The organism is Streptomyces sp. NPDC127119 (genome assembly GCF_042677425.1).
Taxonomy (GTDB): domain Bacteria; phylum Actinomycetota; class Actinomycetes; order Streptomycetales; family Streptomycetaceae; genus Streptomyces.
Window position 1 is genome coordinate 1 of sequence record NZ_JBHXTO010000007.1, and the last position, 22,671, is coordinate 22,671.

22 protein-coding genes are annotated in these 22,671 nt (G+C 69.3%); 6 read left to right on the plus strand and 16 right to left on the minus strand.

Translation table 11 applies throughout. The features are described from left to right. Positions 1-143: 143 nt before the first annotated feature. The 4 genes from ACFVH5_RS05335 to ACFVH5_RS05350 all read right to left on the minus strand — a co-directional run bounded on the left by ACFVH5_RS05335 (position 144) and on the right by ACFVH5_RS05350 (position 5,291). On the minus strand, positions 144-2,792 hold the full coding sequence (locus ACFVH5_RS05335; protein ID WP_385832228.1) for an ATP-binding protein: 2,649 nt from the start codon (positions 2,790-2,792) through the stop codon (positions 144-146). Positions 2,793-3,053: 261 nt separating this feature from the next. After that, complete coding sequence (locus ACFVH5_RS05340) at positions 3,054-3,377, minus strand: STAS domain-containing protein (RefSeq protein WP_107021287.1); 324 nt, start codon at positions 3,375-3,377, stop codon at positions 3,054-3,056. 184 nt (positions 3,378-3,561) lie between these two features. Further along, positions 3,562-4,410, minus strand: coding sequence for a 3-hydroxyacyl-CoA dehydrogenase family protein (locus ACFVH5_RS05345; RefSeq protein ID WP_384803118.1), 849 nt, complete (start codon positions 4,408-4,410; stop codon positions 3,562-3,564). 239 nt (positions 4,411-4,649) lie between these two features. Beyond that, positions 4,650-5,291: a TetR/AcrR family transcriptional regulator gene (locus tag ACFVH5_RS05350; RefSeq protein ID WP_385832231.1), complete on the minus strand. Its 642-nt coding sequence runs from the start codon at positions 5,289-5,291 to the stop codon at positions 4,650-4,652. Positions 5,292-5,381: 90 nt separating this feature from the next. On the opposite strand from ACFVH5_RS05350, the gene ACFVH5_RS05355 reads away from it, so the two are divergent. From ACFVH5_RS05355 to ACFVH5_RS05365, 3 genes are read left to right on the plus strand one after another with little or no spacing between them, the layout of a single operon-like run. Next, complete coding sequence (locus ACFVH5_RS05355; RefSeq protein WP_385832232.1) at positions 5,382-6,164, plus strand: ABC transporter ATP-binding protein; 783 nt, start codon at positions 5,382-5,384, stop codon at positions 6,162-6,164. Positions 6,165-6,201: 37 nt separating this feature from the next. Further along, complete coding sequence (locus tag ACFVH5_RS05360) at positions 6,202-6,951, plus strand: ABC transporter permease (protein WP_385832233.1); 750 nt, start codon at positions 6,202-6,204, stop codon at positions 6,949-6,951. A 13-nt stretch (positions 6,952-6,964) separates the two neighbouring features. Further along, a complete protein-coding gene (locus ACFVH5_RS05365) occupies positions 6,965-7,537 on the plus strand; it encodes a cob(I)yrinic acid a,c-diamide adenosyltransferase (protein WP_385832234.1) in 573 nt (190 codons plus the stop codon). Between the two features lie 281 nt (positions 7,538-7,818). On the opposite strand, the gene ACFVH5_RS05370 is transcribed toward ACFVH5_RS05365, so the two are convergent. Then, positions 7,819-8,382 carry a hypothetical protein gene (locus tag ACFVH5_RS05370; protein WP_385832236.1) on the minus strand — a complete coding sequence of 188 codons (564 nt, stop codon included), beginning with the start codon at positions 8,380-8,382 and terminating at the stop codon, positions 7,819-7,821. A 152-nt stretch (positions 8,383-8,534) separates the two neighbouring features. Here ACFVH5_RS05370 and ACFVH5_RS05375 point away from each other — a divergent pair, with 152 nt between their 5' ends. The 3 genes from ACFVH5_RS05375 to ACFVH5_RS05385 all read left to right on the plus strand — a co-directional run bounded on the left by ACFVH5_RS05375 (position 8,535) and on the right by ACFVH5_RS05385 (position 12,334). After that, the gene (locus ACFVH5_RS05375; protein ID WP_385832238.1) at positions 8,535-9,752 is read left to right on the plus strand and encodes a sensor histidine kinase; all 1,218 of its coding nucleotides are present in this window, start codon (positions 8,535-8,537) and stop codon (positions 9,750-9,752) included. Further along, positions 9,749-10,390, plus strand: a complete 642-nt coding sequence (locus tag ACFVH5_RS05380) for a response regulator (RefSeq protein WP_385832239.1) — start codon at positions 9,749-9,751, stop codon at positions 10,388-10,390. Before ACFVH5_RS05375 ends, ACFVH5_RS05380 begins: the two co-directional genes overlap by 4 nt. Positions 10,391-10,495: 105 nt before the next feature. Beyond that, positions 10,496-12,334 carry a glycosyl hydrolase family 18 protein gene (locus tag ACFVH5_RS05385; RefSeq protein ID WP_385832240.1) on the plus strand — a complete coding sequence of 613 codons (1,839 nt, stop codon included), beginning with the start codon at positions 10,496-10,498 and terminating at the stop codon, positions 12,332-12,334. Between the two features lie 123 nt (positions 12,335-12,457). Here ACFVH5_RS05385 and ACFVH5_RS05390 read toward each other — a convergent pair whose 3' ends face one another. The 11 genes from ACFVH5_RS05390 to ACFVH5_RS05440 form a co-directional block, all read right to left on the minus strand. Beyond that, positions 12,458-12,904: a DUF2550 domain-containing protein gene (locus ACFVH5_RS05390; protein ID WP_189773465.1), complete on the minus strand. Its 447-nt coding sequence runs from the start codon at positions 12,902-12,904 to the stop codon at positions 12,458-12,460. Positions 12,905-13,032: 128 nt separating this feature from the next. Next, entirely contained in the window at positions 13,033-13,407 is a 375-nt protein-coding gene (locus ACFVH5_RS05395) for a F0F1 ATP synthase subunit epsilon (RefSeq protein WP_107021294.1), read from the minus strand. Positions 13,408-13,536: 129 nt separating this feature from the next. After that, complete coding sequence (gene atpD, locus ACFVH5_RS05400) at positions 13,537-14,973, minus strand: F0F1 ATP synthase subunit beta (RefSeq protein ID WP_107021295.1); 1,437 nt, start codon at positions 14,971-14,973, stop codon at positions 13,537-13,539. Continuing rightward, positions 14,973-15,890 (minus strand): F0F1 ATP synthase subunit gamma, encoded by a 918-nt coding sequence (locus ACFVH5_RS05405; RefSeq protein ID WP_385832241.1) that lies wholly within the window; start codon positions 15,888-15,890, stop codon positions 14,973-14,975. Before ACFVH5_RS05405 ends, atpD begins: the two co-directional genes overlap by 1 nt. 20 nt (positions 15,891-15,910) lie before the next feature. Beyond that, positions 15,911-17,503, minus strand: coding sequence for a F0F1 ATP synthase subunit alpha (gene atpA, locus ACFVH5_RS05410; protein ID WP_107021297.1), 1,593 nt, complete (start codon positions 17,501-17,503; stop codon positions 15,911-15,913). A gap of 176 nt (positions 17,504-17,679) precedes the next feature. Continuing rightward, positions 17,680-18,495 (minus strand): F0F1 ATP synthase subunit delta, encoded by an 816-nt coding sequence (locus ACFVH5_RS05415; RefSeq protein ID WP_385832242.1) that lies wholly within the window; start codon positions 18,493-18,495, stop codon positions 17,680-17,682. Continuing rightward, positions 18,492-19,046 carry a F0F1 ATP synthase subunit B gene (locus tag ACFVH5_RS05420; RefSeq protein WP_107021299.1) on the minus strand — a complete coding sequence of 185 codons (555 nt, stop codon included), beginning with the start codon at positions 19,044-19,046 and terminating at the stop codon, positions 18,492-18,494. The genes ACFVH5_RS05415 and ACFVH5_RS05420 overlap by 4 nt, the downstream gene beginning before the upstream one ends. Before the next feature lie 44 nt (positions 19,047-19,090). Beyond that, the gene (locus ACFVH5_RS05425; RefSeq protein ID WP_067273352.1) at positions 19,091-19,327 is read right to left on the minus strand and encodes a F0F1 ATP synthase subunit C; all 237 of its coding nucleotides are present in this window, start codon (positions 19,325-19,327) and stop codon (positions 19,091-19,093) included. A 74-nt stretch (positions 19,328-19,401) separates the two neighbouring features. Continuing rightward, positions 19,402-20,223, minus strand: coding sequence for a F0F1 ATP synthase subunit A (atpB, locus tag ACFVH5_RS05430; RefSeq protein ID WP_210889789.1), 822 nt, complete (start codon positions 20,221-20,223; stop codon positions 19,402-19,404). 225 nt (positions 20,224-20,448) lie between these two features. Next, positions 20,449-20,886, minus strand: coding sequence for a hypothetical protein (locus tag ACFVH5_RS05435; RefSeq protein ID WP_384803448.1), 438 nt, complete (start codon positions 20,884-20,886; stop codon positions 20,449-20,451). A gap of 297 nt (positions 20,887-21,183) precedes the next feature. After that, positions 21,184-22,569 (minus strand): MraY family glycosyltransferase, encoded by a 1,386-nt coding sequence (locus ACFVH5_RS05440; protein WP_385832244.1) that lies wholly within the window; start codon positions 22,567-22,569, stop codon positions 21,184-21,186. Between the last annotated feature and the right edge of the window lie 102 nt (positions 22,570-22,671).

A 22,671-nucleotide genomic window follows, 5' to 3' on the forward strand; every position in this document is an offset into this window, starting at 1 on the left:
TGGCGGGTCTTCTCGTACTATTCGCTGGGGTTGTTCTGCCCGTGGCCGTAATCTTTTTACCGGAATTCGGGGGCGGCGGTACCTGTGATGGGTCCCGGCCCACCGTCATGCCGTGGCGCCGTCGTACGCGCTCGTGCGGCGCCTCAGATCACCGTCGGCGACCCGGGGGTGCCGCTGCCCGCCGGGTCGCTCGCGGAGCTGCTGGTGGCGGGGGAGGACGCGGGACCGCTGGCCGAGTCGGAGGTCGACGGGGTGGACGGCGGATCCGAGGGCTCGCCACTGGGGTCCGGCGACCCGCTGGGCGGGTCGGTCGAGGGATCGGTGGGCGGATCGGTCGGCGGCTTCGTCGTGTCCGACGGCTTCGGCGAAGTCGGCGGCTTCGTGGACGACGGCGGCTTCGTCGTGGACTTCGTCGGGCTCGGTTCCTTCGACCCGCTCGGGTCGTCCGACGGCTCGCCGGTCGACGTCGGTGTCGGGTCGTCCGAGGTCCCGAGGACGCCGTCCTCGCCCGGGTCGGTCGGCCGGGCGGTCGAGTCGACGTCGCTGCTGCCCTTCTTCGGCCGGTCCGCTCCGAGCCCCTCGCCCTCGTCGTCCGCGCTGGCCGACGGGGTCACGCCGACCTTCTCCGACGGGGTGTTGTCGTCGGGGTTGGAGGTCGCGCCGAGCGTCACCACCGTGCCGAGCACGGCGGCGAGCAGGGCGCCCGCACCGGCGGCCACCAGATTGCGCCGGGTGCCGTTGACCAGGCCCTTCACCCCGCCCGCCTTCACCCCGCCCGCCTTCACTCCGCCGGCCTTCGCCGAGGAGGTGGACCCGGTGCGGTGCGTGATCAGCGTGGCGGGCTCGCCGGGCCCCTGCAGCGAGGGGACCGCCGCGAGCGCGGCCGGTACGCCGCCGGGCGGGGACGCCGACTCCTCGTACCGCGCGTCGGGCACCTCCTCGCCGGACGTCGAGCCGGCCCCCGCGGGCAGCGCCAGGAGTCCCTGTCCCGGCGGAACCGGCAGGCCGGAGAAGCCCGAGCGGTCCGCGACCAGGGCCAGGGCGCGCCGGCCCGCGACGGTGCCGCGCTTGTCGGCGAGGGCGCCGCGCAGGCCTACGGAGGCCTCCAGTTCGGCGCGGGCCCGGTCGAGCTGTCCGCCGCAGAGCGCGAGGATGCCCAACTCGTGGTGGAAATAGGCTTGATCCGAGACCTCGCCGGCGAGCCGGGCGGCCTCGCTCCCGGAGCGCAGCGCGCGCTCCCAGGCGCTCCAGTGCAGTCCCGCGGCGAAGGCGGGCGCGGCCGTCCGGGCCAGCTCCACCGCCGGGGCGTTCTCCTCGTCCTCGGCCGGTGGCACGGTCAGCGGCACCAGGGCGGCCAGGGCGGCGAGCACAGCGTCCGCCTCGGCGCTGACCCGCTCCGGGGTGACGGACGGGTGCCCGGCCCACCAGGCGTAGTGCCGGGCGGCGGCGCGGGCCGTCTCCTCGGCGTCCGCGGCGTAGCCGGCGCTCTCCAGCTGGGTCTGCACACCGGGCGCGAGCCGGTAGTGCGAGCCGACCGGGGTGACGAGCGCGCAGCCGACGAGTTCCGCGAGCGCGGCGTCCGCGTGCGTGTGGCCCACGATGGCGGGCAGATGCGCCTGGTGCGGCACCTCGCCGCTCAGGGCGACGGCGAAGCGCAGGGTGGCGCGGGCCGACTCGCTGAGCCGGGAGGCGAGCAGCGCGGCGGGCGCGGCACCCTCGGCGAGCGAGGGCAGCGGTACCTCGTGGCGGTCCTCGGTGCCGGACGCGTCGGTGGGCACGTCGGTGGACGCGTCCGCGGGTGCGTCCGGGTGGGCGTCCGCGGGCGCGTCGTCGTATTCGCCGGAGTAGCGGCCGAAGTCGTCGAAGGCCTCCGGGTCGGTGCTCAGCTGGTCGCGCTGCCGCAGCAGGGCGCCGGCCTGGACGAAGCGCAGCGGGAGGCCCTCGGACTCGAACCAGAGGTCGCCCGCCCAGTTGGACTCCTCCTCGGTGAGGACGCGGCCGACGGCACGCTCCAGCAGTTCGAGGCCGCCGGCGCGGCCGAGGCCGCCGAGGAAGACCTCTTCGAGGAGCGAGTCGGCGACCGGCGCGGCGATCTCGGGCGTCGCGGAGACGAGGAAGGCGCACTCGGGTGTGGCGTCGAGCAGGTCTTCGAGCGCGTTGCCGCCGAACTCGACGTCGTCCAGGACGACGACCGCGCCGATCTCGTGGACGAGTGCGAGCAGTTCGTCCTGTTCCGGCCGGTGGAGCGGGGCGTCGTAGACGGTGGCGAAGAGTTCGTGCAGCAGATCGTCGGCCGTGCGGCGATGGCCGCTGAGGCGGATCACGCCGTCGGGCGCGAGGTCCGCGCAGTCGTCGGCGACGGCGTCCAGCAGAACGGTGCGGCCCGAGCCCGGGGGCCCGGTGAGCCGTACGGAACGGCCGCGCGCGAGCAGCCGTACGAGCCGCTCACGCTCCTCCTGGCGCTCCAGGAGCGGCAGTCCGGGCCCCGGCGCCCCGGGCGGGACGGGCGGCCGTGCGGCGCGGGTGTGCTCGGTCCGCTCGGCGGCGCTGAACTTCGTGGGCCGCGGCGGCCGCTCGCCCGGCGGGCAGAGCTCGATCTCGCTGCCGTCGACGGGATTGACGGTGAGCAGATGGTCGCCCGCGACGAGCTGGACGGTGCGGGCCGGTGCGGGTGTGTGCTGGACGCCACCCTGCCCCAGCGCGTGCGTCAAAGGCTCGCGCGGTGGGCGCTGTCGTGGCGCCGAGTCGTCGTCGTGACCGTGGTCTTCGGGTCCCCGGTTGGTCGGGTCCATAGGTCCAAGCCCCCCAAAAGCGTCGTGTGCGAGCCCCCTCCGGCCTGCCGCACACTGCGCTGTCGCTTCTGGTCCGGTGCCCACTGACGGGTTCATCAACACGCGGGCACGCGAACCCTAAACCTTCGCACAGTATCTACGAACACACGGGGTACCGCGCCGTCCGAGACGTCACAGCTTCGTGAGGATTGTTCGCGAGGTACGGGTTTCGTACGCCGCTTCCGATCCGATCTTCGCCGTTTGCGGCAGTGACGCGAAGCCTCACACCCGGGGCAGTGATTCGACCCCGATACCGCCCTCGATCGCCAGGATGCGGTGGAGGCGGGTGGCCACCAGCAGGCGCTGCATCTGCGGCTTGACGCCGCGCAGCACAAGCCTCCGGCCGCACCGCCCCGCCCGCCGGTGGGCCCCCATGATGACACCGAGTCCGGTGGCGTCCCAGGAGTCCAGCTCTGACAGGTCGAGCACCAGGTCGCCGACGCCGTCGTCGATGGCCGTGTGCAGGACCGTACGGGCGTCCGCCGCGCTGCGGACGTCGAGGCGGCCCCCGACGACCAGCTCGGCGTGGTCGCCCCTGATGTGCATATGCGCTCCCCGAGAGTGCGTTTTTCGTACTCGGCGTCTTCGTCTGTCCTGTGGTGCGAGGTGTTGCCAGGACTGACTGCCGTACCGGGGCAGAAGTTGCCGTCCGTGAGCGAACCGATACCCAAATCACCCTGACGAGTGACGGTGTGACGGGTCGTGGTCCACCACGGAACCGGTACGTGTGTCAGTACGTGTAGAAGCCCTGCCCGCTCTTGCGTCCGATGTCACCGGCGTCAACCATCCGGCGCATCAGTTCCGGCGGGGCGAACTTCTCGTCCTGGGACTCGGTGTAGATGTTGCCCGCCGCGTGCAGCAGGATGTCGACACCCGTGAGGTCGGCGGTGGCGAGCGGTCCCATGGCGTGACCGAAGCCCAGCTTGCAGGCCAGGTCGATGTCCTCGGCGGTGGCCACGCCCGACTCGTACAGCTTGGCCGCCTCGACGACGAGTGCCGAGATGAGCCGGGTGGTGACGAAGCCGGCCACGTCGCGGTTGACGACGATGCAGGTCTTGCCGACCGACTCGGCGAACTCCCGGGCGGTGGCGAGCGCTTCGTCGCTGGTCTTGTAGCCGCGGACCAGCTCGCAGAGCTGCATCATCGGCACCGGCGAGAAGAAGTGGACGCCGACGACCCGCTCCGGGCGCCCGGTGGCCGCCGCGATCTTGGTGATCGGGATGGCGGAGGTGTTGGAGGCGAGTACGGTCTCGTCCTTCACCAGTTTGTCGAGCGTACGGAAGATCTCGTGCTTGACTTCCAGCTTCTCGAACACGGCCTCGACGACGAGGTCGACGTCGGCGACCGCGTCCAGGTCGGTGGTCGTGGTGATGCGGCCCAGTGCCTCTTCGGCCGCGCCCGCGTCCAGCTTCCCCTTGCTCACGAACTTGTCGTACGAGGCCTTGATGCCGTCGGTGCCACGGGTCAGCGCCGCGTCGGTGACATCCCGCAGGACGACGTCCCAGCCTGCCTGTGCGGCGACCTGGGCGATACCGGACCCCATGAGTCCGGCCCCGATGACGGCGAGCTTCCCTGCCACTGTCCGACTCCCCTGCTGCTTCTTCCCCGGGGCCGCGTCGATGTGCGGCGACCGCCGCGCGACCCCGGACTCCGGCCGGCGAGAGGCCGACCGGGACGACTGGTGCTGACAACGCGAGACAGCCCCGAACAACGCGCCTTCGAGTTGCCTCTCCGGCGGACCATAGCGCTCGTGAGGTGCCGTGTGACCGCTAAGTAATGCGCGTCACGTCTCATCTGACGGACATCACACCGGGCGGCTCATTCCGCCGCTCGTACGGCGTAGTTGAGGACCTTCTCACTCAAAAGGTCCTCCATGCCGTCCAGGAGCGTCAGCACCTCGCGGGAGACCTCGGCCGGATCGCGCCCGGCGATCATCTCGCGGCCGACGGTGCTCATGACCGTCTGGTGGAGCCAGCCGATCTGGCCCGCCATCAGGCCGGGCATCGGATCGCCGGGCGCGGCGCCCGTCTCCTCGCGCAGGGTGTCCGCCAGGTGGTCGTGCACCTCCTGCTGAAGACTCCACAGCCGGGAGCGCAGGGCCGGCGCGTCGTGGATGACGCGCATGAACCGGTCGTACCCGTCCATCAGGCCGACCCGCGGCGAGACCGCCTCGACCTCCTCGCGCAGTTCGCGCAGGACGGCGGCGGCGGCCGACTCGCCGGGGTCCCGGCCGCGCACCCAGCGCGAGAGCCGGTCGATCACGCCCTTGCTGCGGTCGAAGAAGAGGTCTTCCTTGGCGGGGAAGTAGTTGTACACGGTGTTCACGGACACATCGGCGGCGTCCGCGACGTCGACCATCGTCACGGTGACGAATCCGTGCTCCAGGAACAGTCCCGTGGCGATGTCCGAGATGCGCTGCCTGGTCTCGCGCTTCTTCCGCTCCCTGAGCCCCTCTGCCATGGCCTCATCGTAGGCCGGACCGGGATTTTCTGGGCTCCCTCAAATTTTGGTGGCATTGCAAAATTGGAGTGCCTCTGTTTTTCTTGGCGCATGCCCATCATCAGCACGGCCGGCCTGGCCCGGACGTTCCAGACCAAGCGCGGCCCCGTCGAGGCGGTCCGCGGCATCGATCTCACCGTGGCGCCGGGCGAGATCCTCGGCCTCCTCGGCCCGAACGGCGCCGGCAAGACGACCACGCTCCGGATGCTCACGACCCTGCTGGCCCCCACCGGCGGCGCCGCCACCGTGGCGGGCCACGACCTGGCCGGCGACCCGGCGGGCGTGCGCCGCGCGTGCGGGTACGTGGCGCAGTCGGGCGGGGTCGACCCCCAGGTCTCCGTACGGGAGGAACTGGTCACGCAGGGCCGCCTCTACCGTCTGACGAAGCGGCAGGCGGTCGAGCGCGCCGACGAACTGGCCCTGGACCTGGGCCTGACCGGCCTCCTCGACCGGAAGACGTCGGCGCTCTCCGGCGGCCAGCGACGCCGGCTCGACATCGCGCTCGGCCTCGTCCACCGCCCGAAGGTGCTGTTCCTCGACGAGCCGACCACCGGCCTCGACCCGGCGAGCCGCGCCGACCTCTGGGACCTCGTCCGCCGCCTCCGTACCGAACACGGCACCACCGTCGTCCTCACCACGCACTACCTCGACGAGGCGGACGCGCTCGCCGACCGGCTCGTGATCGTCGACGGCGGTGTCGTGGTCGCGGAGGGCACACCGAGCGCGCTCAAGCTCCGGTACGGGGGGTCGATCGACGCGACGCTCCAGGACACGTTCCTGGCGATCACCGGCCGCACCCCGGAGCCGACGGCTCCCGCCCCCGCAACCGTCTAGCCGTCCGGCCGCCCGCCATCGAGGAAGTGACCTGCCCATGCTTCTCCACGACACCGCGCTGATCTTCGGGCGCTATCTCCGCCAGACCCTGCGCTCCAGATTCGCGATGCTCTTCGGCGTGCTGATGCCGCTGCTGTACCTGCTCTTCTTCGGCCCCCTGCTCACCGATCTGCCGCTGGGCGGCGGCGGGAGTTCCTGGCAGATCCTGGTCCCGGGACTGCTGCTCCAGCTCGGCCTGTTCGGCGCCGCGTTCGCCGGATTCATGATCATCGTCGAGAAGAACCACGGGGTCGTGGAGCGGATGCGCGTCACCCCGGTCAGCCGGCTCGCGCTCCTGCTCGGCCGGGTGCTGCGCGACACGGCCGTCTTCGTCCTCCAAGCGGTCCTGCTGGTCCTGGCCGCCGTGGTGATGGGCCTGCGCACGCCCGTGGCGGGCATCCTGATCGGCTTCGCCTTCGTCGCCCTCCTGACGGTCTCGCTGGCCTCGCTCTCCTACGCGCTGGCCATGCGGATCAGCTCGCCCCACGCGTTCGGCCCGACGATCAACGCCCTGACCATGCCCTCCATGCTCCTGTCCGGCCTGATGCTGCCCATGTCGCTGGCCCCGGGCTGGCTGGACACCCTCTCGCACGTCATGCCGCTGCGCTATCTCGTGGACGCGATGCGGGACGCGTACACCGGCTCGTACGCGACCGCCTCCATGGCGTACGGGGTCCTCGTGGCCGTCGGCCTCGCGGGACTCGCCGTGACAGTGGGCACACGCGTGTTCCGAACGGCCGGGGCGTAACTACGCTGGCCGCATGGTCAATCTGACGCGCATCTACACCAGGACCGGCGACCAGGGCACCACCGCCCTCGGCGACATGAGCCGCACCGCCAAGACGGATCCGCGGATCTCGGCGTACGCCGACGCCAACGAGGCGAACGCGGCCCTCGGCACGGCGATCGCCCTCGGCAACCTCGACGAGGAGATCGTGAAGGTCCTCTCCCGCGTCCAGAACGACCTGTTCGACGTGGGGGCGGACCTGTCGACGCCCGTCGTGGAGAACCCCGAGTTCCCGCCGCTGCGCGTCGAGCAGTTCTACATCGACAAGCTGGAGGCGGACTGCGACCGCTTCAACGAACATCTGGAGAAGCTCCGCTCCTTCATCCTCCCCGGCGGCACGCCCGGAGCGGCCCTGCTCCACCAGGCCTGCACGGTGGTCCGCCGGGCGGAACGCTCGACCTGGACGGCCCTGGAATCCCACGCGGAGGTGATGAACCCCCTCACAGCGACCTACCTGAACCGCCTCTCGGACCTCCTCTTCATCCTGGCAAGGACAGCGAACAAGGAGGTGGGCGACGTCCTGTGGGTCCCGGGCGGCGAACGCTGACGCTTGTCCCCTGGGGGCGCGGGGAACGGCGCGGCCTTGTCGCCTTTCGCCTCCAGGGGCCGCGGGGAACGCCGCAATCCCGTTGCCTCCAACTCCCAGGGCCGCGGGGAACGGCGCAATCCTTTCGCCCTTGAGGGGCGCGGGGAACGGCGCGGTCTTGTCGCCCTCAAGGGGCGCGGGGAACTGCGCAGTCTTGTCGCTTTTGAGGGGCGCGGGGAACTGCGCGACCGGCCCCCACCGGGCCCGCACCCAAGAACCGCCCCCCGCCCCGCTCAGAAAAGTCACCGCTTCGTCAAACTCCCCGCCACAGACTCCGGCGCCTTCTTCGGAAACACCAGATACGTCAACGCCACCACCCCGTGAATCCCGGCAGCCCGCCACGCCACATACCGCCAGCTCTCCAGCGAGGACACCCGCGCAGGGTCACCGACGTACCAGATCGCGATCTGAAGCAGAGCCGTGGCGACGGCAGCCCCCACCACGGTCCCGACCCACACCCGCCCCTCATGCCGCGCCCGAGCCATCCCGTATCGCGGCGGCCCCGCCGGCCGAGGCGCACCGCCGAGCCGGTGCGCCGCATGCCCGTCGAGCCACGACACGGTCCGGTGCCCGTGCCCGACGGTGTACCCGATGTACAGCGCGGCCAGCCCGTGCGTCCAGTCCGGCTCGGCCCCGGCCTTGAGATCCAGCGCGGTGACCACCAGCAGCACGACCTCCAGCAGCGGCTCGCACAGCAACAGCGCCAGCCCGGTGCGGGGCATCCGAAGCAGGTAGCGGAAGGCGAGCCCCCCGGCCAGCAGCACCCAGAAGCCGACCTCGCACACGACGATCAGCGTGACGACCACGACGAACTCCTCTCGGTCACCCTTCAAGGCTTCCGCGGGCCGCGCCCCCGATCGTCGTCGGCAGTGACGAAGTCGTACTGCATCCTTCGATGTACCGGCAGACCGTCCTGCGGCATCAGGCGACGAGCGGACCCGCCGTGTTGGATGGAGTCATGGCCCTCCGACACCCGCGCCCGCACCGCGACGACGTACGCATCGCGCTGGCGGGACTGCTCGGCGGCCTCCTCCTCTGGGCCGTCGGCCTCGGCACCCGCCCGGCCGCCGACCCGATCGTGCTCTGGCCGGGCCGCTGGCCGATCCTGCTGCCGCTCGCCGTGACGGCGGGCTGCGAGCTGCTGCGCCGGACCCGTCCGCGTACGGGCCTGCTGGTCGGCGTCGCCGCGCTGACCGCCGACACGATCACGCAGGGCAGCCTGGCCACGGTCGTGATGTTCACTGACCTCGTGTACGCGGCCGTCCTGTACGGCCCGCCCGCCGCCGCCCGCCGCGTCCTGTGGATCAGCGGGGTGCTCACGGTGCTCGGCACGGTGGTGCCGTTCGCCGTCTGGCGGGTCCCGGAAGCGCTGCTGATCGGTGTGGTCGTCGGCATCGTGGCGTTCACGCCCGGCGCGACCGGCTGGGTGGTACGCAACCACCGCGACGCCGCGGAGGCCGCCCGGCTGCGCGCCGAACAGACCGCCCTGCTCGCCGAGATCGACCGCGTCCAGGCCGTCACCGCCGAACGCGCCCGGATGGCGAGGGAGTTGCACGACATGGTGGCCAACCACCTGTCGGCGATCGCCATCCACTCCACGGCCGCGCTCTCGCTCGACGACCCGGACACCTCGAAACAGGCGCTCGGGGTGATCCGCGAGAACAGTGTCGAGGGGCTCGCCGAGATGCGCCGTCTCATCGGCATCCTGCGCGACAGCAGCGGGGACACCGAGCCGGCCGCCGCGCCCACCCTGGACGGACTCGCCTCCCTGGTGGAACACGCCCGCGGCAACGGCCTGGACGTCACCCTCGACCGCGCCCACACCGTGCTCCCGGCCCCGGTCGAACTCGCCGCCTACCGCATCGTGCAGGAGTCCCTGACCAACGCCCTCAAGCACGCCTCCCCCGGCCGGGTCACCGTCTCCCTGGTCCAGCGCGAACACGCCCTGGACGTACGGGTGACCAGCCCTTTCGGCGAGGTCCGGCACGACGGCCCCCGCGCACCCGGTTCGGGCGCGGGCCTGATCGGCATGCGCGAACGGGTCGCCCTGCTGCAGGGCACCTTCGAGGCGGGACCCGGGCCCGAGGGAACGGCGACCGCCCCGCGGAACACACCGGGCGGCAGAACCTGGACGGTCCGCGCGACCCTCCCGATCACCGAAGGAGAAACCGCATGATCCGTGTGCTCGTCGCCGAGGACCAGTCCGCCGTACGGGCCGGACTCGTCCTCATCCTGGGCAGCGCCCCCGACATCGAGGTGATCGGCGAGGCCGCGGACGGCGAGCAGGCGGTGGCCATGGCCCGGGAACTACGCCCCGACCTGGTCCTGATGGACATCCAGATGCCCCGCCTGGACGGCGTCGCCGCCACCCGCCAGGTCGTCGGGGAGAACCTCGCCGACGTCCTCGTACTGACCACGTTCGACCTCGACGAGTACGTGTTCGGCGCGCTGCGCGCGGGCGCCGCCGGCTTTCTGCTGAAGAACACCGAGGCCCGCCGACTCATCGAGGCGGTCCGCACGGTGGCGGGCGGCGAGGGCCTGATCTCCCCCGCGGTCACCCGCCGGCTGATCGCCGAGTTCGCCGCACGCCCCGTCCGCGCACCGTCGGCGGACCCCTCGGTCCTGGACGCGCTGACCCGGCGCGAACGGGAGGTCCTCTCCCGCCTGGGCGAGGGCCTGTCCAACGCGGAGATCGGACTGCGCCTCGACATGGCGGAGGCGACGGTGAAGACACACGTCAGCCGCCTGCTGGGGAAGCTGGGACTGCGCAGCCGGGTGCAGGCGGCCGTGCTGGCCCAGGAGTTGGGCGTGTAACAACTAGTCGCACCACACCCCAACAGTGGTCTGGACCTATTGACCTATGGTCCAGACCTTTCTATTGTCCTGCGCACCTCATAAAACTCCCCCAAGGAGACGCGGATGCGCCTCAGACGCAGACTCGGTCACAGAGCCATAGCGGGGTTCACCACCCTGCTGCTGCCGTTCGCCGCCCTGGTCGGGCTCGCGAGCCCCGCCTCCGCCGCCACGTCGGCGACCGCCACCTACGCCAAGACCCAGGACTGGGGAACGGGCTTCGAGGGCAAGTGGACCGTCAAGAACACGGGTACCACGGCCCTCAGCTCCTGGACCGTCGAGTGGGACTTCCCCTCGGGCACCTCGGTCACCTCCGCCTGGGACGCCGACGTCACCAGCTCCGGCACCCACTGGACCGCCAAGAACAAGTCCTGGAACGGCACCCTCGCTCCGGGCGCCTCCCTCTCCTTCGGCTTCAACGGCGCGGGAGCCGGTTCCCCCGCCAACTGCAAGCTCAACGGCGGCAGTTGTGACGGCGGACCCACGGTCCCCGGCGACAACGCGCCCTCCGCCCCGGGCAAGCCGACCGCCTCCGACATCACCAACACCTCGGTGAAGCTCGCCTGGAGCGCGGCCACCGACGACAAGGGCATCAAGAACTACGACGTCCTGCGCGACGGCGCCAAGGTCGCCACGGTGACCGGGACCTCGTACAGCGACACCGGTCTGACCGCAGGCACCGACTACTCGTACACCGTGCAGGCGCGTGACACGGCCGACCAGACCGGTCCGGTCAGCGGCGCGACCGCCGTGCACACCACGGGCGGCACCACCGACCCGCCGCCCACCGGCGACAAGGTCAAGCTCGGCTACTTCACCGAGTGGGGCGTCTACGGGCGCAACTACCACGTGAAGAACCTGGTCAGCTCCGGCTCCGCGTCGAAGATCACCCACATCAACTACGCGTTCGGCAACGTCAAGGGCGGCAAGTGCACCCTCGACGACTCCTACGCGGCCACCGACAAGGCGTACACCGCCGACCAGTCCGTCAGCGGCACCGCCGACACCTGGGACCAGCCCCTGCGCGGCAACTTCAACCAGCTGCGCCAGCTGAAGGCCAAGTACCCGAACATCAAGGTGCTGTGGTCGTTCGGCGGCTGGACCTACTCGGGCGGCTTCGGTGAGACCGCCGCCAACCCGGCCGCCTTCGCCGCGTCCTGCAAGGCCCTCGTCGAGGACCCGCGCTGGGCCGACGTCTTCGACGGCATCGACATCGACTGGGAGTACCCGAACGCCTGCGGCCTGAGCTGCGACGCGTCCGGCTTCAGCTCCTTCAAGACCCTCACCCAGGCGCTGCGGACCGAGTTCGGCTCCAACTACCTGGTCACCGCCGCCATCACGGCGGACGGCTCCTCCGGCGGCAAGATCGACGCGGCCGACTACGGCGGCGCCAGCACGTACCTCGACTGGTACAACGTGATGACGTACGACTACTTCGGCGCCTTCAACGCGCAGGGCCCGACCGCCCCGCACTCGCCGCTGACCTCGTACAGCGGCATCCCGACGGCCGGCTTCAACTCGGCCGACGCCATCGCCAAGCTCAAGAGCAAGGGCGTGGCGTCGAAGAAGCTGCTGCTCGGCATCGGCTTCTACGGACGCGGCTGGACCGGCGTCACCCAGGCCGCCCCCGGCGGTTCGGCGACCGGCGCGGCACCCGGCACGTACGAGGCGGGCATCGAGGACTACAAGATCCTCAAGAACTCCTGCCCCGCCACCGGCACGATCGCCGGCACGGCGTACGCCTACTGCGGCAACAACTGGTGGAGCTACGACACCCCGGCCACCATCGGCTCCAAGATGACCTGGGCCAAGAACCAGGGCCTGGGCGGCGCGTTCTTCTGGGAGTTCAGCGGCGACACGACCAACGGCGAACTGGTGACGGCCATCAACAACGGCCTGAACTAGCACCCTTCAGGGGCACGGCCCCGTAAGGGGCACGGGGAACTGCGCGACCAGCCACGACGGACCCGCAGACACCCACCGGACCCCGCGGCGTAAGCCAAAACCGCCCGGGCAGCGAGTGAATGGTTAAGCCACATTCACCCGCTGCCCGGGCGGCGCGGCTTCCAGCCAAGCCAAAAACCCGGTCAGCGCATCCTCGCTCATCGCGAGTTCAAGCCGCGTCCCCCGATGAACGCACGTCAAGATGATCGCGTCGGAGAGCAGCGCAAGCTCTTCCTCACCCTCCGGCGCCCGCCGCCCCGCGACCTCGATCGCCGAGCGTTCGAGAACCCGCCGCGGCCGAAGCGCGTACGAGAAGACGCGGAACCACTCGATCCGGTCACCGCTGTAGCGGGCGATGCCATAGCCCCAGCCCTTGCCGCTCGTGTCGGTCTTCTCCGGGACGTCCCACCGGAGGCTGCAGTCGAAGGTGCCGCCCGAACGCTGGATCACTCTGCGACGCAGGCCGAAGACGAAGAGTCCGAGGGCCACCAGTAGTACTACCGACCCGACCACAGTCAGAGCGAGGACCATCGACACCGACCTCCTCGTCTCCTAGGTAACGGAAAGGAAAAAAGCACCCGCATCGCCTCAGCCGCGACCCGGTCCGGAAAAGCTCCGGTCCTGGCCGCGGCTGAGTCACTTCCTTCTGCGCGCTGGTTTCAGTGCGCAGACACCGCCCGCAGTCGTACGTCCGCGCGACGCTCGGCGGACGCGTCGGCGTCCGACTTCGCACGCTCGAACGCCCGCTCCGCACGCTGGACGTCGATCTCGTCCGACAGCTCGGCGATCTCGGCCAGCAGGGACAGCTTGTTGTCCGCGAAAGAGATGAAACCGCCGTGCACCGCGGCGACGACCGTTCCACCATCACTCGTACGGATGGTCACCGGGCCCGACTCCAGCACACCGAGCAGCGGCTGGTGACCGGGCATGACGCCGATGTCGCCGGACGTGGTACGCGCGACGACCAGGGTGGCCTCGCCGGACCAGACACTGCGGTCCGCGGCGACGAGCTCGACATGCAGCTCAGCAGCCAAGGTGGGCTCCTCGGGTCACCACCCGGCGTTCGCTGCCGGGTGTTGGGTCAAAGTCTAATGGGCGTAGTGAGAGGGGCGGGACCCGCCCCGCGAGGCACGGCCCCGCCCCTCTCACTCAGAACGCGAGGTTCAGGAAACGCCGAGTTCCTTGGCGTTGGCCTTGAGGTCCTCGATGCCACCGCACATGAAGAACGCCTGCTCCGGGAAGTGGTCGTACTCCCCGTCGATGATCGAGTTGAACGCCGCGATGGACTCCTCCAGCGGAACGTCCGACCCGTCCACACCGGTGAACTGCTTGGCGGCGTGGGTGTTCTGGGACAGGAAGCGCTCCACACGACGGGCACGGTGGACGACGAGCTTGTCCTCCTCGCCCAGTTCGTCGATACCGAGGATCGCGATGATGTCCTGGAGGTCCTTGTACTTCTGCAGGACCGTCTTGACGCGCATGGCGGCGTCGTAGTGGTCCTGCGCGATGTAGCGCGGGTCCAGGATGCGGGACGTGGAGTCCAGCGGGTCCACGGCCGGGTAGATGCCCTTCTCGGAGATCGGACGGGAGAGCACCGTCGTCGCGTCGAGGTGGGCGAACGTGGTCGCCGGGGCCGGGTCGGTCAGGTCGTCCGCGGGAACGTAGATCGCCTGCATCGACGTGATCGAGTGACCACGCGTCGAGGTGATGCGCTCCTGAAGCTGACCCATCTCGTCGGCCAGGTTCGGCTGGTAACCCACCGCGGACGGCATACGGCCGAGCAGGGTGGAGACCTCGGAACCGGCCTGCGTGAAGCGGAAGATGTTGTCGATGAAGAACAGCACGTCCTGCTTCTGCACATCGCGGAAGTACTCCGCCATGGTCAGACCGGCCAGGGCCACGCGCAGACGGGTGCCCGGGGGCTCGTCCATCTGGCCGAAGACGAGAGCGGTCTTGTCGAGAACACCGCTCTCTTCCATCTCCGCGATGAGGTCGTTGCCCTCACGGGTGCGCTCACCGACGCCCGCGAAGACGGAGACGCCCTCGTGGAGGTTGGCGACACGCATGATCATTTCCTGGATCAGCACGGTCTTGCCGACACCGGCACCACCGAACAGACCGATCTTGCCGCCCTTGACGTACGGGGTCAGCAGGTCGACGACCTTCAGGCCCGTCTCGAACATCTCGGTCTTCGACTCGAGCTGGTCGAACGCGGGGGCCTTGCGGTGGATGGTCCACCGGTCGCCCTCGTAGGCCTCGTCGGAGTTCAGAACCTCGCCGAGGGTGTTGAACACCTTGCCCTTGGTGAAGTCACCGACGGGGACGGAGATGCCCGTGCCCGTGTCGGTCACCGCGGCCTGGCGGACCAGACCGTCGGTGGGCTGCATGGAGATGGTGCGGACCAGACCGTCACCCAGGTGCTGGGCGACCTCAAGGGTCAGCGTCTTCTTCTCGCCGGCGTTGGCCGGGTCGGCCACCTCGACGTGAAGGGCGTTGTAGATCTCCGGCATGGCGTCGACGGGGAATTCCACGTCGACGACCGGGCCGATGACCCGGGCGACGCGGCCCGTGGCAACGGCCGTCTCAACTGTCGTCGTCATTACCTGTCACTCCCCGCGGTCGCGTCGGCCAGCGCTGCGGTGCCACCGACGATCTCGCTGATTTCCTGGGTGATTTCGGCCTGGCGGGCCGCGTTGGCAAGTCGGGAGAGTGAAGTGATCAGGTCTCCCGCGTTGTCGGTCGCCGACTTCATCGCGCGGCGGGTGGCGGCGTGCTTGGAAGCAGCCGACTGGAGCAGCGCGTTGTAGATACGGCTCTCGACGTACCGCGGCAGAAGGGCGTCCAGGACGTCCTCCGCCGACGGTTCGAAGTCGTAGAGCGGGAGGATCTCGTCCTTGCTGGACGACTCCTCCGCGACCTCTTCGAGGCTGAGCGGCAGCAGACGGCTGTCCACCGCCGTCTGCGTCATCATCGAGACGAACTCGGTGTAGACGATGTGGATCTCGTCCACGCCGCCCTCCGCCGTCTCCTTCTCGATGGCCTCGATCAGCGGAACGGCAACCTTCTTGGCGTCCGCGTACGAGGGCTCGTCGGTGAAGCCCGACCACGATTCCGAGACCTTGCGCTCACGGAAGTTGTAGTGGGCGAGACCACGGCGGCCGACGATGTACGTGTCGACCTCCTTGCCCTCGGCCACCAGACGGGCGGTCAGCTTCTCCGCCGCCTTGATGGCGTTGGAGTTGAAGGCGCCGGCCAGTCCGCGGTCGCTCGTGAGGAGCAGCACCGCGGCACGGGTCGCCGTCTCAGCCTCCGTGGTCAGCGGGTGCTTGGTGTTCGAACCGGTCCCGACCGCCGTGACCGCGCGGGTGAGCTCGGTCGCGTACGGCGTGGAGGCCCGTACCTTGCGCTGCGCCTTGACGACACGCGAGGCGGCGATCATCTCCATCGCCTTGGTGATCTTCTTGGTCGCGGTGACGGATTTGATGCGACGCTTGTAGACCCGGAGCTGGGCTCCCATGAGTCAGGTCCCTTCCGTCGTCACTTGCCCGCAGCGGCAGGGGTGTCCTCGCCGAGCAGCTTGCCGTCCGACGTCTCGAACTGCTTCTTGAAGTCCGCGATCGCGTCGGCGATGGCCTGCAGGGTGTCGTCCGACATCTTGCCGCCCTCCTTGATGGAGGTCATGAGGCCCTGCTCCTTGCGGTGCAGGTACTCCAGGAGCTCCTTCTCGAAGCGGCGGATGTCGGCGACCGGAACCTCGTCCATCTTGCCGGTGGTGCCTGCCCACACGGAGACGACCTGGTCCTCGGTGGCCATCGGCTGGTACTGAGCCTGCTTGAGCAGCTCGACCATCCGCTGACCGCGGTCCAGCTGCGACTTCGACGCGGCGTCCAGGTCGGAACCGAAGGCGGCGAACGCCTCCAGCTCACGGAACTGGGCGAGGTCCACGCGCAGTCGGCCGGAGACCTGCTTCATCGCCTTGTGCTGCGCGGAACCACCGACTCGGGAGACGGAGATACCGACGTTCAGCGCGGGGCGCTGACCGGCGTTGAAGAGGTCCGACTCCAGGAAGCACTGGCCGTCGGTGATGGAGATGACGTTGGTCGGGATGAACGCCGAGACGTCGTTGGCCTTCGTCTCGACGATCGGCAGACCGGTCATCGAGCCCGCGCCCAGCTCGTCCGAGAGCTTCGCGCAACGCTCGAGGAGACGGGAGTGCAGGTAGAAGACGTCACCGGGGTAGGCCTCACGCCCCGGCGGACGGCGGAGCAGCAGGGACACGGCGCGGTAGGCGTCGGCCTGCTTCGAGAGGTCGTCGAAGATGATGAGGACGTGCTTGCCCTCGTACATCCACTGCTGGCCGATGGCCGAGCCGGTGTACGGCGCCAGGTACTTGAAGCCGGCCGGGTCGGACGCCGGGGCGGCGACGATGGTCGTGTACTCCAGCGCGCCGGCCTCTTCGAGGGCGCCACGCACGGAGGCGATGGTCGAGCCCTTCTGACCGATGGCGACGTAGACGCAGCGGACCTGCTTCTTCGGGTCGCCGGTGCGCCAGTTGTCACGCTGGTTGATGATCGTGTCGACGGCCAGCGCGGTCTTGCCGGTCTGACGGTCGCCGATGACCAGCTGACGCTGGCCACGGCCGATCGGGGTCATCGCGTCGACGGCCTTGTAGCCGGTCTCCATCGGCTCGTGGACCGACTTACGGGCCATGACGCCCGGTGCCTGCAGTTCGAGCGCGCGGCGTCCGGACGTCTCGATCTCGCCGAGACCGTCGATCGGGGCGCCGAGCGGGTCGACAACGCGGCCGAGGTAGCCCTCGCCGACGGCCACGGACAGGACCTCGCCGGTACGCGTGACCGGCTGTCCCTCCTCGATACCGCTGAACTCGCCGAGGACGACCGCACCGATCTCGCGCTCTTCCAGGTTCAGCGCGAGACCGAGGGTGCCGTTCTCGAACTTCAGCAGTTCGTTGGCCATGGCCGAGGGCAGGCCCTCGACCTTCGCGATGCCGTCGCCGGCAAGGGTGACCGTACCGACCTCCTCGCGCGAGGCCGCGTCCGGCTTGTACGACTGGACAAAGTTCTCCAGCGCATCCCGGATCTCCTCCGGCCGGATCGTGAGCTCCGCCATCTGGGTTCCCTGCTCTCCTTGTTGGGCCCGAAGTTTTCTTGGGGGGTCTGGGGCTTTTTCCCTCAGCGGCTGCGCCGCGGGCCCCCAGGAATCCTCTGCACGGCCCAACCAGGGCCGTAAGTACTGCGGTGTACTGAACTTCCGGGTACTTCTGGTGTACGCGTATGGAATTGCTGCTAGCTCGCCATGCGGCGGCTGACTGCTTCCAGCCGGTCCGCGATGGAGCCGTTGATGATCTCGTCTCCGACCTGCACCCGGATCCCGCCGAGGACCTCGGGGTCCACGTCGAGGTTGAGGTGCATGGGGTGGCCGTAGAGCTTCGAGAGGGCGGCGCCGAGGCGCTGCTTCTGCACGTCGCTCAGCGGAACCGCCGAGGTGACGACGGCGACCATGCGGCTTCGGCGGTCGGCCGCGAGCTTGGACAGGGATTCGAGTCCCGACTCCAGGCTACGTCCCCGGGGCGCGGTCACAAGGCGCGTGACCAGCCGCTCGGTGACGGCGTCGGCCCGGCCGCCGAGCAGGCTGCGCAGCAGCTCGCTCTTGGCCGCGGCGGAGGCGCCGCGGTCGGTCAGCGCGGCACGCAGCCCGGTGTCCGAGGCGACGATCCGGCCGAACCGGAACAGTTCGTCCTCGACGTCGTCGAGCCTGCCCAGCCGCTGCGCCGCCGTGAGGTCGGCGGTGTCGGCCAGCTCCTCGACGGAGTCGACCAGGTCACGCGAACGCGACCAGCGGGAGCGCACCAGACCGGCCACCAGGTCGGCGGTGGTGCCGCTGACCTGACCGCCGAGGAGACGCCCGGCCAGTTCGGCCTTCGCCTCGCCGGCCTGCGCAGGGTCGGTGAGGACCCGGCGCAGGGACACCTCACGGTCGAGCAGCGCGGTGACGGAGGCCAGCTCGTCGGCGAGCTGCGCCGCGTCGACGGACGTGGAGTCCGTCAGCGCGTCGAGACGCTCACGTGCGGTGGCCAGCGCGTCGCGGCTCGCTCCGTTCATCGCGTGGCCTCGGCCTTCGAAGCGGTCTCGTCGAGACCGTCGAGGAACCGGTCGATCGTGCGGCTCTGCCGGGCGTGGTCCTCAAGGGACTCGCCGACGAGCTTGCCGGCCAGTTCGGTGGCCAGCTGGCCCACGTCCTGGCGCAGCGCGGACGCGGCGGCCTTGCGGTCGGCGGCGAGCTGCGAGTGACCGGCGGCGATGATTTCCTCACGCTGCCGCTGGCCTTCCGCGCGCATCTCGGCGATGAGCGTGGCACCCTGCTCCTGCGCCTCCTGGCGCAGACGCGCGGCCTCGTGCCGGGCCTCGGCGAGCTGGGCCTTGTACTGCTCCAGCACGCTCTGGGCTTCGGTCTGAGCGGCCTCGGCCTTCTCGATACCGCCCTCGATGGCCTCGCGGCGCTGCTCCAGAACCTTGTTGATGTTCGGGAGCAGCTTCTTGGCGAGGAAGCCGAAGACGATGACGAAGGCGATCAGGCCGATGACCAGCTCGGGGATCGGCGGGATGAGGGGATTTTCCATCTCCTCGGCCGCGACAGTGAGCAGCTGGCTCATATCAGTGCCTTTCGTCTAGTGGGCGGTCTGTCGTGAATCCGACGTCAGACGCCGTAGACGAACGGCATGACCAGACCGATGAGGGCGAGCGCCTCACAGAAGGCGAAGCCGAGAATCTGGTTGGCACGGATCAGGCCGGCAGCCTCGGGCTGACGGGCAAGGGCCTGGGTGCCGTTACCGAAGATGATGCCGACGCCGACGCCGGGGCCGATCGCGGCAAGGCCGTAGCCGATGGAGCCGAGGGAGCCGGAGACAGCGGCGAGGGTCTCAGTGGCAGCCATGCTGATTCTTCCTTCTCTGTACGGACCGGCGGGGGTTGACCACCGGACGTTTAGGGGGTTTTACCGGGGGTGGCTCAGTGGTGCTCGGCGAGCGCGCCCTGGATGAAGGTGCAGGTCAGAAGCACGAAGACATAAGCCTGCAGGGCCTGGATGAACAGCTCGAACGCCGTCATGACGATCACCATGATGAACGAGACGCCGGCGTAGGCGATCCCGATGCCGTTGAGCAGGTACCAGCTGGCGATCGTGAACAGCAGCAGCAGGGTGTGGCCCGCGAACATGTTCGCGAACAGTCGCACCGCGTGCGTGAACGGCCGGACGATCAGGTTCGAGAGGAGCTCGATGCCCATGGCCAGCGGAAGAACCGGGCCCAGCGACTTGTCGTAGCCGGAGAAGTTCTTGAACGCACCGACGAATCCGTGCCGCTTGAAGGTCAGCGAGACCCACAGGACGTACACGATCCCGGCGAGGACCGCGGGGTACGAGATGATCGACGTGACCGGGAACTGGGCGACCGGGACGATCGACCAGATGTTCATCATCCAGATGAAGAAGAACAGCGAGACGACCAGCGGTACGTACTTCTCGCCCTCCTTCTTTCCGATCGTCTCGTAGACGACGCCGCGCCGGACGAAGTCGTATCCGGCCTCGGCGACCATCTGCAGCTTGCCCGGGACGACCTTCGGCTTACGGAAGGCGGCCCAGAAGAAGCCGATGACGATGACGGAGCCGAGCAGCGCCAGGAGCATCGTCTTGTTGAAATAGACGCTGCTGTCCGCATCGCCCACGAGGGGCTCGAACAGGAACGAGTGCAGGCCGGGAGCCGGGAATCCACAGCCGTCGAAGATGTGGCAGTCGGTCTCGAAGGCGAGCACCTGCGTCGGGTCAGCACTCACCGCGGGCTCCTTCAGCGTGGCGCATAGGTACGGCAACCTCGTTGTGTCGGCGCGGCGCGCAGCCGCGGTTCGGCACTGGACTGGTGTAACGGATGTGAGGGCGGCTGGGGGGCATCAAGCCTCGCGATTGAGCAGGCGTCAGCTCAGATGCCCGCGCCCGCGATGCCGCAGTTGGCACCGGACGATAGCAGGGTCTTCTACGAGCACTTATCCCGGCCCTACCCCTCACGACGAGTGCCCTGTCTTTTCGGGCCTGTCGCCCTTCGAGGACTCGGGTTCGACGTAGAGGATCTTGGCTTTCATCTGGGCACGCGCCTGTGCACCGATCCACGCGAGCGTGGCGGCGACGATCGAGATCGCGAAGGCCTTCGGGTTGAACAGCGTCGTGTTCTTGAACGCGGCGACAAAGATGAACAGCAGAAGAATCTGTGCCGTGTAGAGCATCAGACCCATCGCCTGGAACAAGTGCGGAAGCGATTTGGCGGTGCGCTGCAGAACGTACAGCCCGACACCCATGAAGAGGATCACGACCAGCGTCGCCACGAGCGCCCCGACCGCCCCCTTGCCCCCCGCGACCACACCACTGACGACGGCGGCGATCGCGCCGACGGCAGCTGTGGGCACAGCGGCCTGGAGAAGGATCCGGACGTCATTGGAGGGCATGGCGGCAACTCCGCTTTGCTCAAGGGGGCAGGTGTCGTCATGGACGAGCGTAGTCCCGGACAGCGAGAGAACCTCACCGCCGGTGAACCGTCGCACTGCGGTCCTTCGGCTCTGTCCTGGGTTCTCGTGAACCGTATCACAAACTATTTGATGAGGTCTTTACCTGGTTGGTGTGCTCGGTGTCACACATGAGGGTGAACATGCACGTCTGTGCACTCGGGCGACCAACTTGTCTGGTATTGGGGCGCTTTCGGAGAGCCGCCCACCGGACGGCTCTTGCACAACTCTTACCCGGCGTCAGCGCGACGACCCGGCCCCTCGCTCGTCCAGCAGACGCGAACGGGCGCCGACGGCGGTCGCCCCGTTGACTCCTGAGACACCGACAGCGACCGGGGTACGGCGTTCCCCGTCCTCCTCGCCGCCGTGCTCCCCGCCGTGTTCTCCGTGCGCGAGGTCCTCGCCGGCTTCGTCGTACGCGACCGCCGGGCCGCCCTCCGCGGGCACGTCCACGGCCCTGCGGCGGCGGTAGCGCGGCGGCACGAAGTTCTCGGCCCAGCGCGGGGCACGCGGCGTGAACCGCGGCAGCAGGAGCAGCAGCAGGCCCACCGCGCTGAGCGCCATGATGCCGAGCACGATCCACATGGCGCCCGAGTTCACCGAGTAGGCGAGCGCTCCGAAGGCGATCAGCGCCGACCAGAAGTACATGATGAGCACGGCCCTGCTGTGCGAGTGCCCGATCTCCAGCAGCCGGTGGTGCAGGTGCCCGCGGTCGGCCGCGAACGGGGACTGGCCCCGCCAGGTGCGCCGCACGATGGCGAGCACCAGGTCGGCCGCCGGGACGGCGATGATCGTCAGCGGCAGCAGCAGCGGGATGTAGACGGGCACCGTCTGGTGCACGGCCTCCTTCTCCGACCCCGCGAACAGGTTCATCGCGTCCGGGTCGACCTGCCCGGTGATGGAGATGGCGCCGGCCGCCAGCACGAGCCCGATGAGCATCGAGCCCGAGTCGCCCATGAAGATCCGCGCGGGGTGCATGTTGTGCGGCAGGAAGCCGAGGCACATGCCCATCAGGAGCGCGGAGAACAGCGTGGCGGGGGCGGCGGACTCCAGCCCGTACCCGTACCAGATGCGGTAGCCGTACATGAAGAACGCGGCGGCGGCGATGCACACCATGCCCGCGGCGAGGCCGTCGAGGCCGTCGGCGAAGTTCACGGCGTTGATGGTGATCACGACGAGCGCGACCGTCAGCAGGGTGCCCTGCCACTGCGTCAGCGAGACCGAGCCGACGCCGGGGATGGGCAGCCACAGGATCGTCAGACCCTGCATGACCATGACGCCGGCGGCGATCATCTGACCGCCGAGCTTGATGAGGGCGTCGATCTCGAACTTGTCGTCCAGGACGCCGATCAGCCAGATCAGGGCGGCGCCGGACAGCAGGGCCCGCGGCTCGTTCGAGTTCTCGAAGACCTCGCTGAGGTTCGTCAGATGGTCCGCGACCAGCAGGCCCGCGCACAGTCCGAAGAACATCGCGATGCCGCCGAGGCGCGGTGTGGGTTCTCGGTGCACGTCACGTGCCCGGATCTCCGGCATCGCTCCGGCCACGATCGCGAACTTCCGCACCGGCCCGGTCAGCAGGTACGTCACCGCGGCCGTGATGCAGAGCGTCAGGAGGTATTCACGCACGGGCATTCCCCACAGGTCTCGCTGGCCATCTCAGCCCCACACCATAGCTTCGTGCGCATACGGTTGAGGACTTCCGGGTAGAGCCGATGGTTGCACGAGTGG

Bases quoted from the DNA above. Each gene is read 5' to 3' on its own strand.
- ACFVH5_RS05335 (WP_385832228.1), bottom strand. From the start codon at position 2,792: ATGGACCCGACCAACCGGGGACCCGAAGACCACGGTCACGACGACGAC.
- ACFVH5_RS05340 (WP_107021287.1), bottom strand. From the start codon at position 3,377: ATGCACATCAGGGGCGACCACGCCGAGCTGGTCGTCGGGGGCCGCCTC.
- ACFVH5_RS05350 (WP_385832231.1), bottom strand. From the start codon at position 5,291: ATGGCAGAGGGGCTCAGGGAGCGGAAGAAGCGCGAGACCAGGCAGCGC.
- ACFVH5_RS05355 (WP_385832232.1), top strand. From the start codon at position 5,382: ATGCCCATCATCAGCACGGCCGGCCTGGCCCGGACGTTCCAGACCAAG.
- ACFVH5_RS05360 (WP_385832233.1), top strand. From the start codon at position 6,202: ATGCTTCTCCACGACACCGCGCTGATCTTCGGGCGCTATCTCCGCCAG.
- ACFVH5_RS05365 (WP_385832234.1), top strand. From the start codon at position 6,965: ATGGTCAATCTGACGCGCATCTACACCAGGACCGGCGACCAGGGCACC.
- ACFVH5_RS05375 (WP_385832238.1), top strand. From the start codon at position 8,535: ATGGCCCTCCGACACCCGCGCCCGCACCGCGACGACGTACGCATCGCG.
- ACFVH5_RS05380 (WP_385832239.1), top strand. From the start codon at position 9,749: ATGATCCGTGTGCTCGTCGCCGAGGACCAGTCCGCCGTACGGGCCGGA.
- ACFVH5_RS05385 (WP_385832240.1), top strand. From the start codon at position 10,496: ATGCGCCTCAGACGCAGACTCGGTCACAGAGCCATAGCGGGGTTCACC.
- ACFVH5_RS05390 (WP_189773465.1), bottom strand. From the start codon at position 12,904: ATGGTCCTCGCTCTGACTGTGGTCGGGTCGGTAGTACTACTGGTGGCC.
- atpD (WP_107021295.1), bottom strand. From the start codon at position 14,973: ATGACGACGACAGTTGAGACGGCCGTTGCCACGGGCCGCGTCGCCCGG.
- ACFVH5_RS05405 (WP_385832241.1), bottom strand. From the start codon at position 15,890: ATGGGAGCCCAGCTCCGGGTCTACAAGCGTCGCATCAAATCCGTCACC.
- atpA (WP_107021297.1), bottom strand. From the start codon at position 17,503: ATGGCGGAGCTCACGATCCGGCCGGAGGAGATCCGGGATGCGCTGGAG.
- ACFVH5_RS05415 (WP_385832242.1), bottom strand. From the start codon at position 18,495: ATGAACGGAGCGAGCCGCGACGCGCTGGCCACCGCACGTGAGCGTCTC.
- ACFVH5_RS05420 (WP_107021299.1), bottom strand. From the start codon at position 19,046: ATGAGCCAGCTGCTCACTGTCGCGGCCGAGGAGATGGAAAATCCCCTC.
- ACFVH5_RS05425 (WP_067273352.1), bottom strand. From the start codon at position 19,327: ATGGCTGCCACTGAGACCCTCGCCGCTGTCTCCGGCTCCCTCGGCTCC.
- ACFVH5_RS05435 (WP_384803448.1), bottom strand. From the start codon at position 20,886: ATGCCCTCCAATGACGTCCGGATCCTTCTCCAGGCCGCTGTGCCCACA.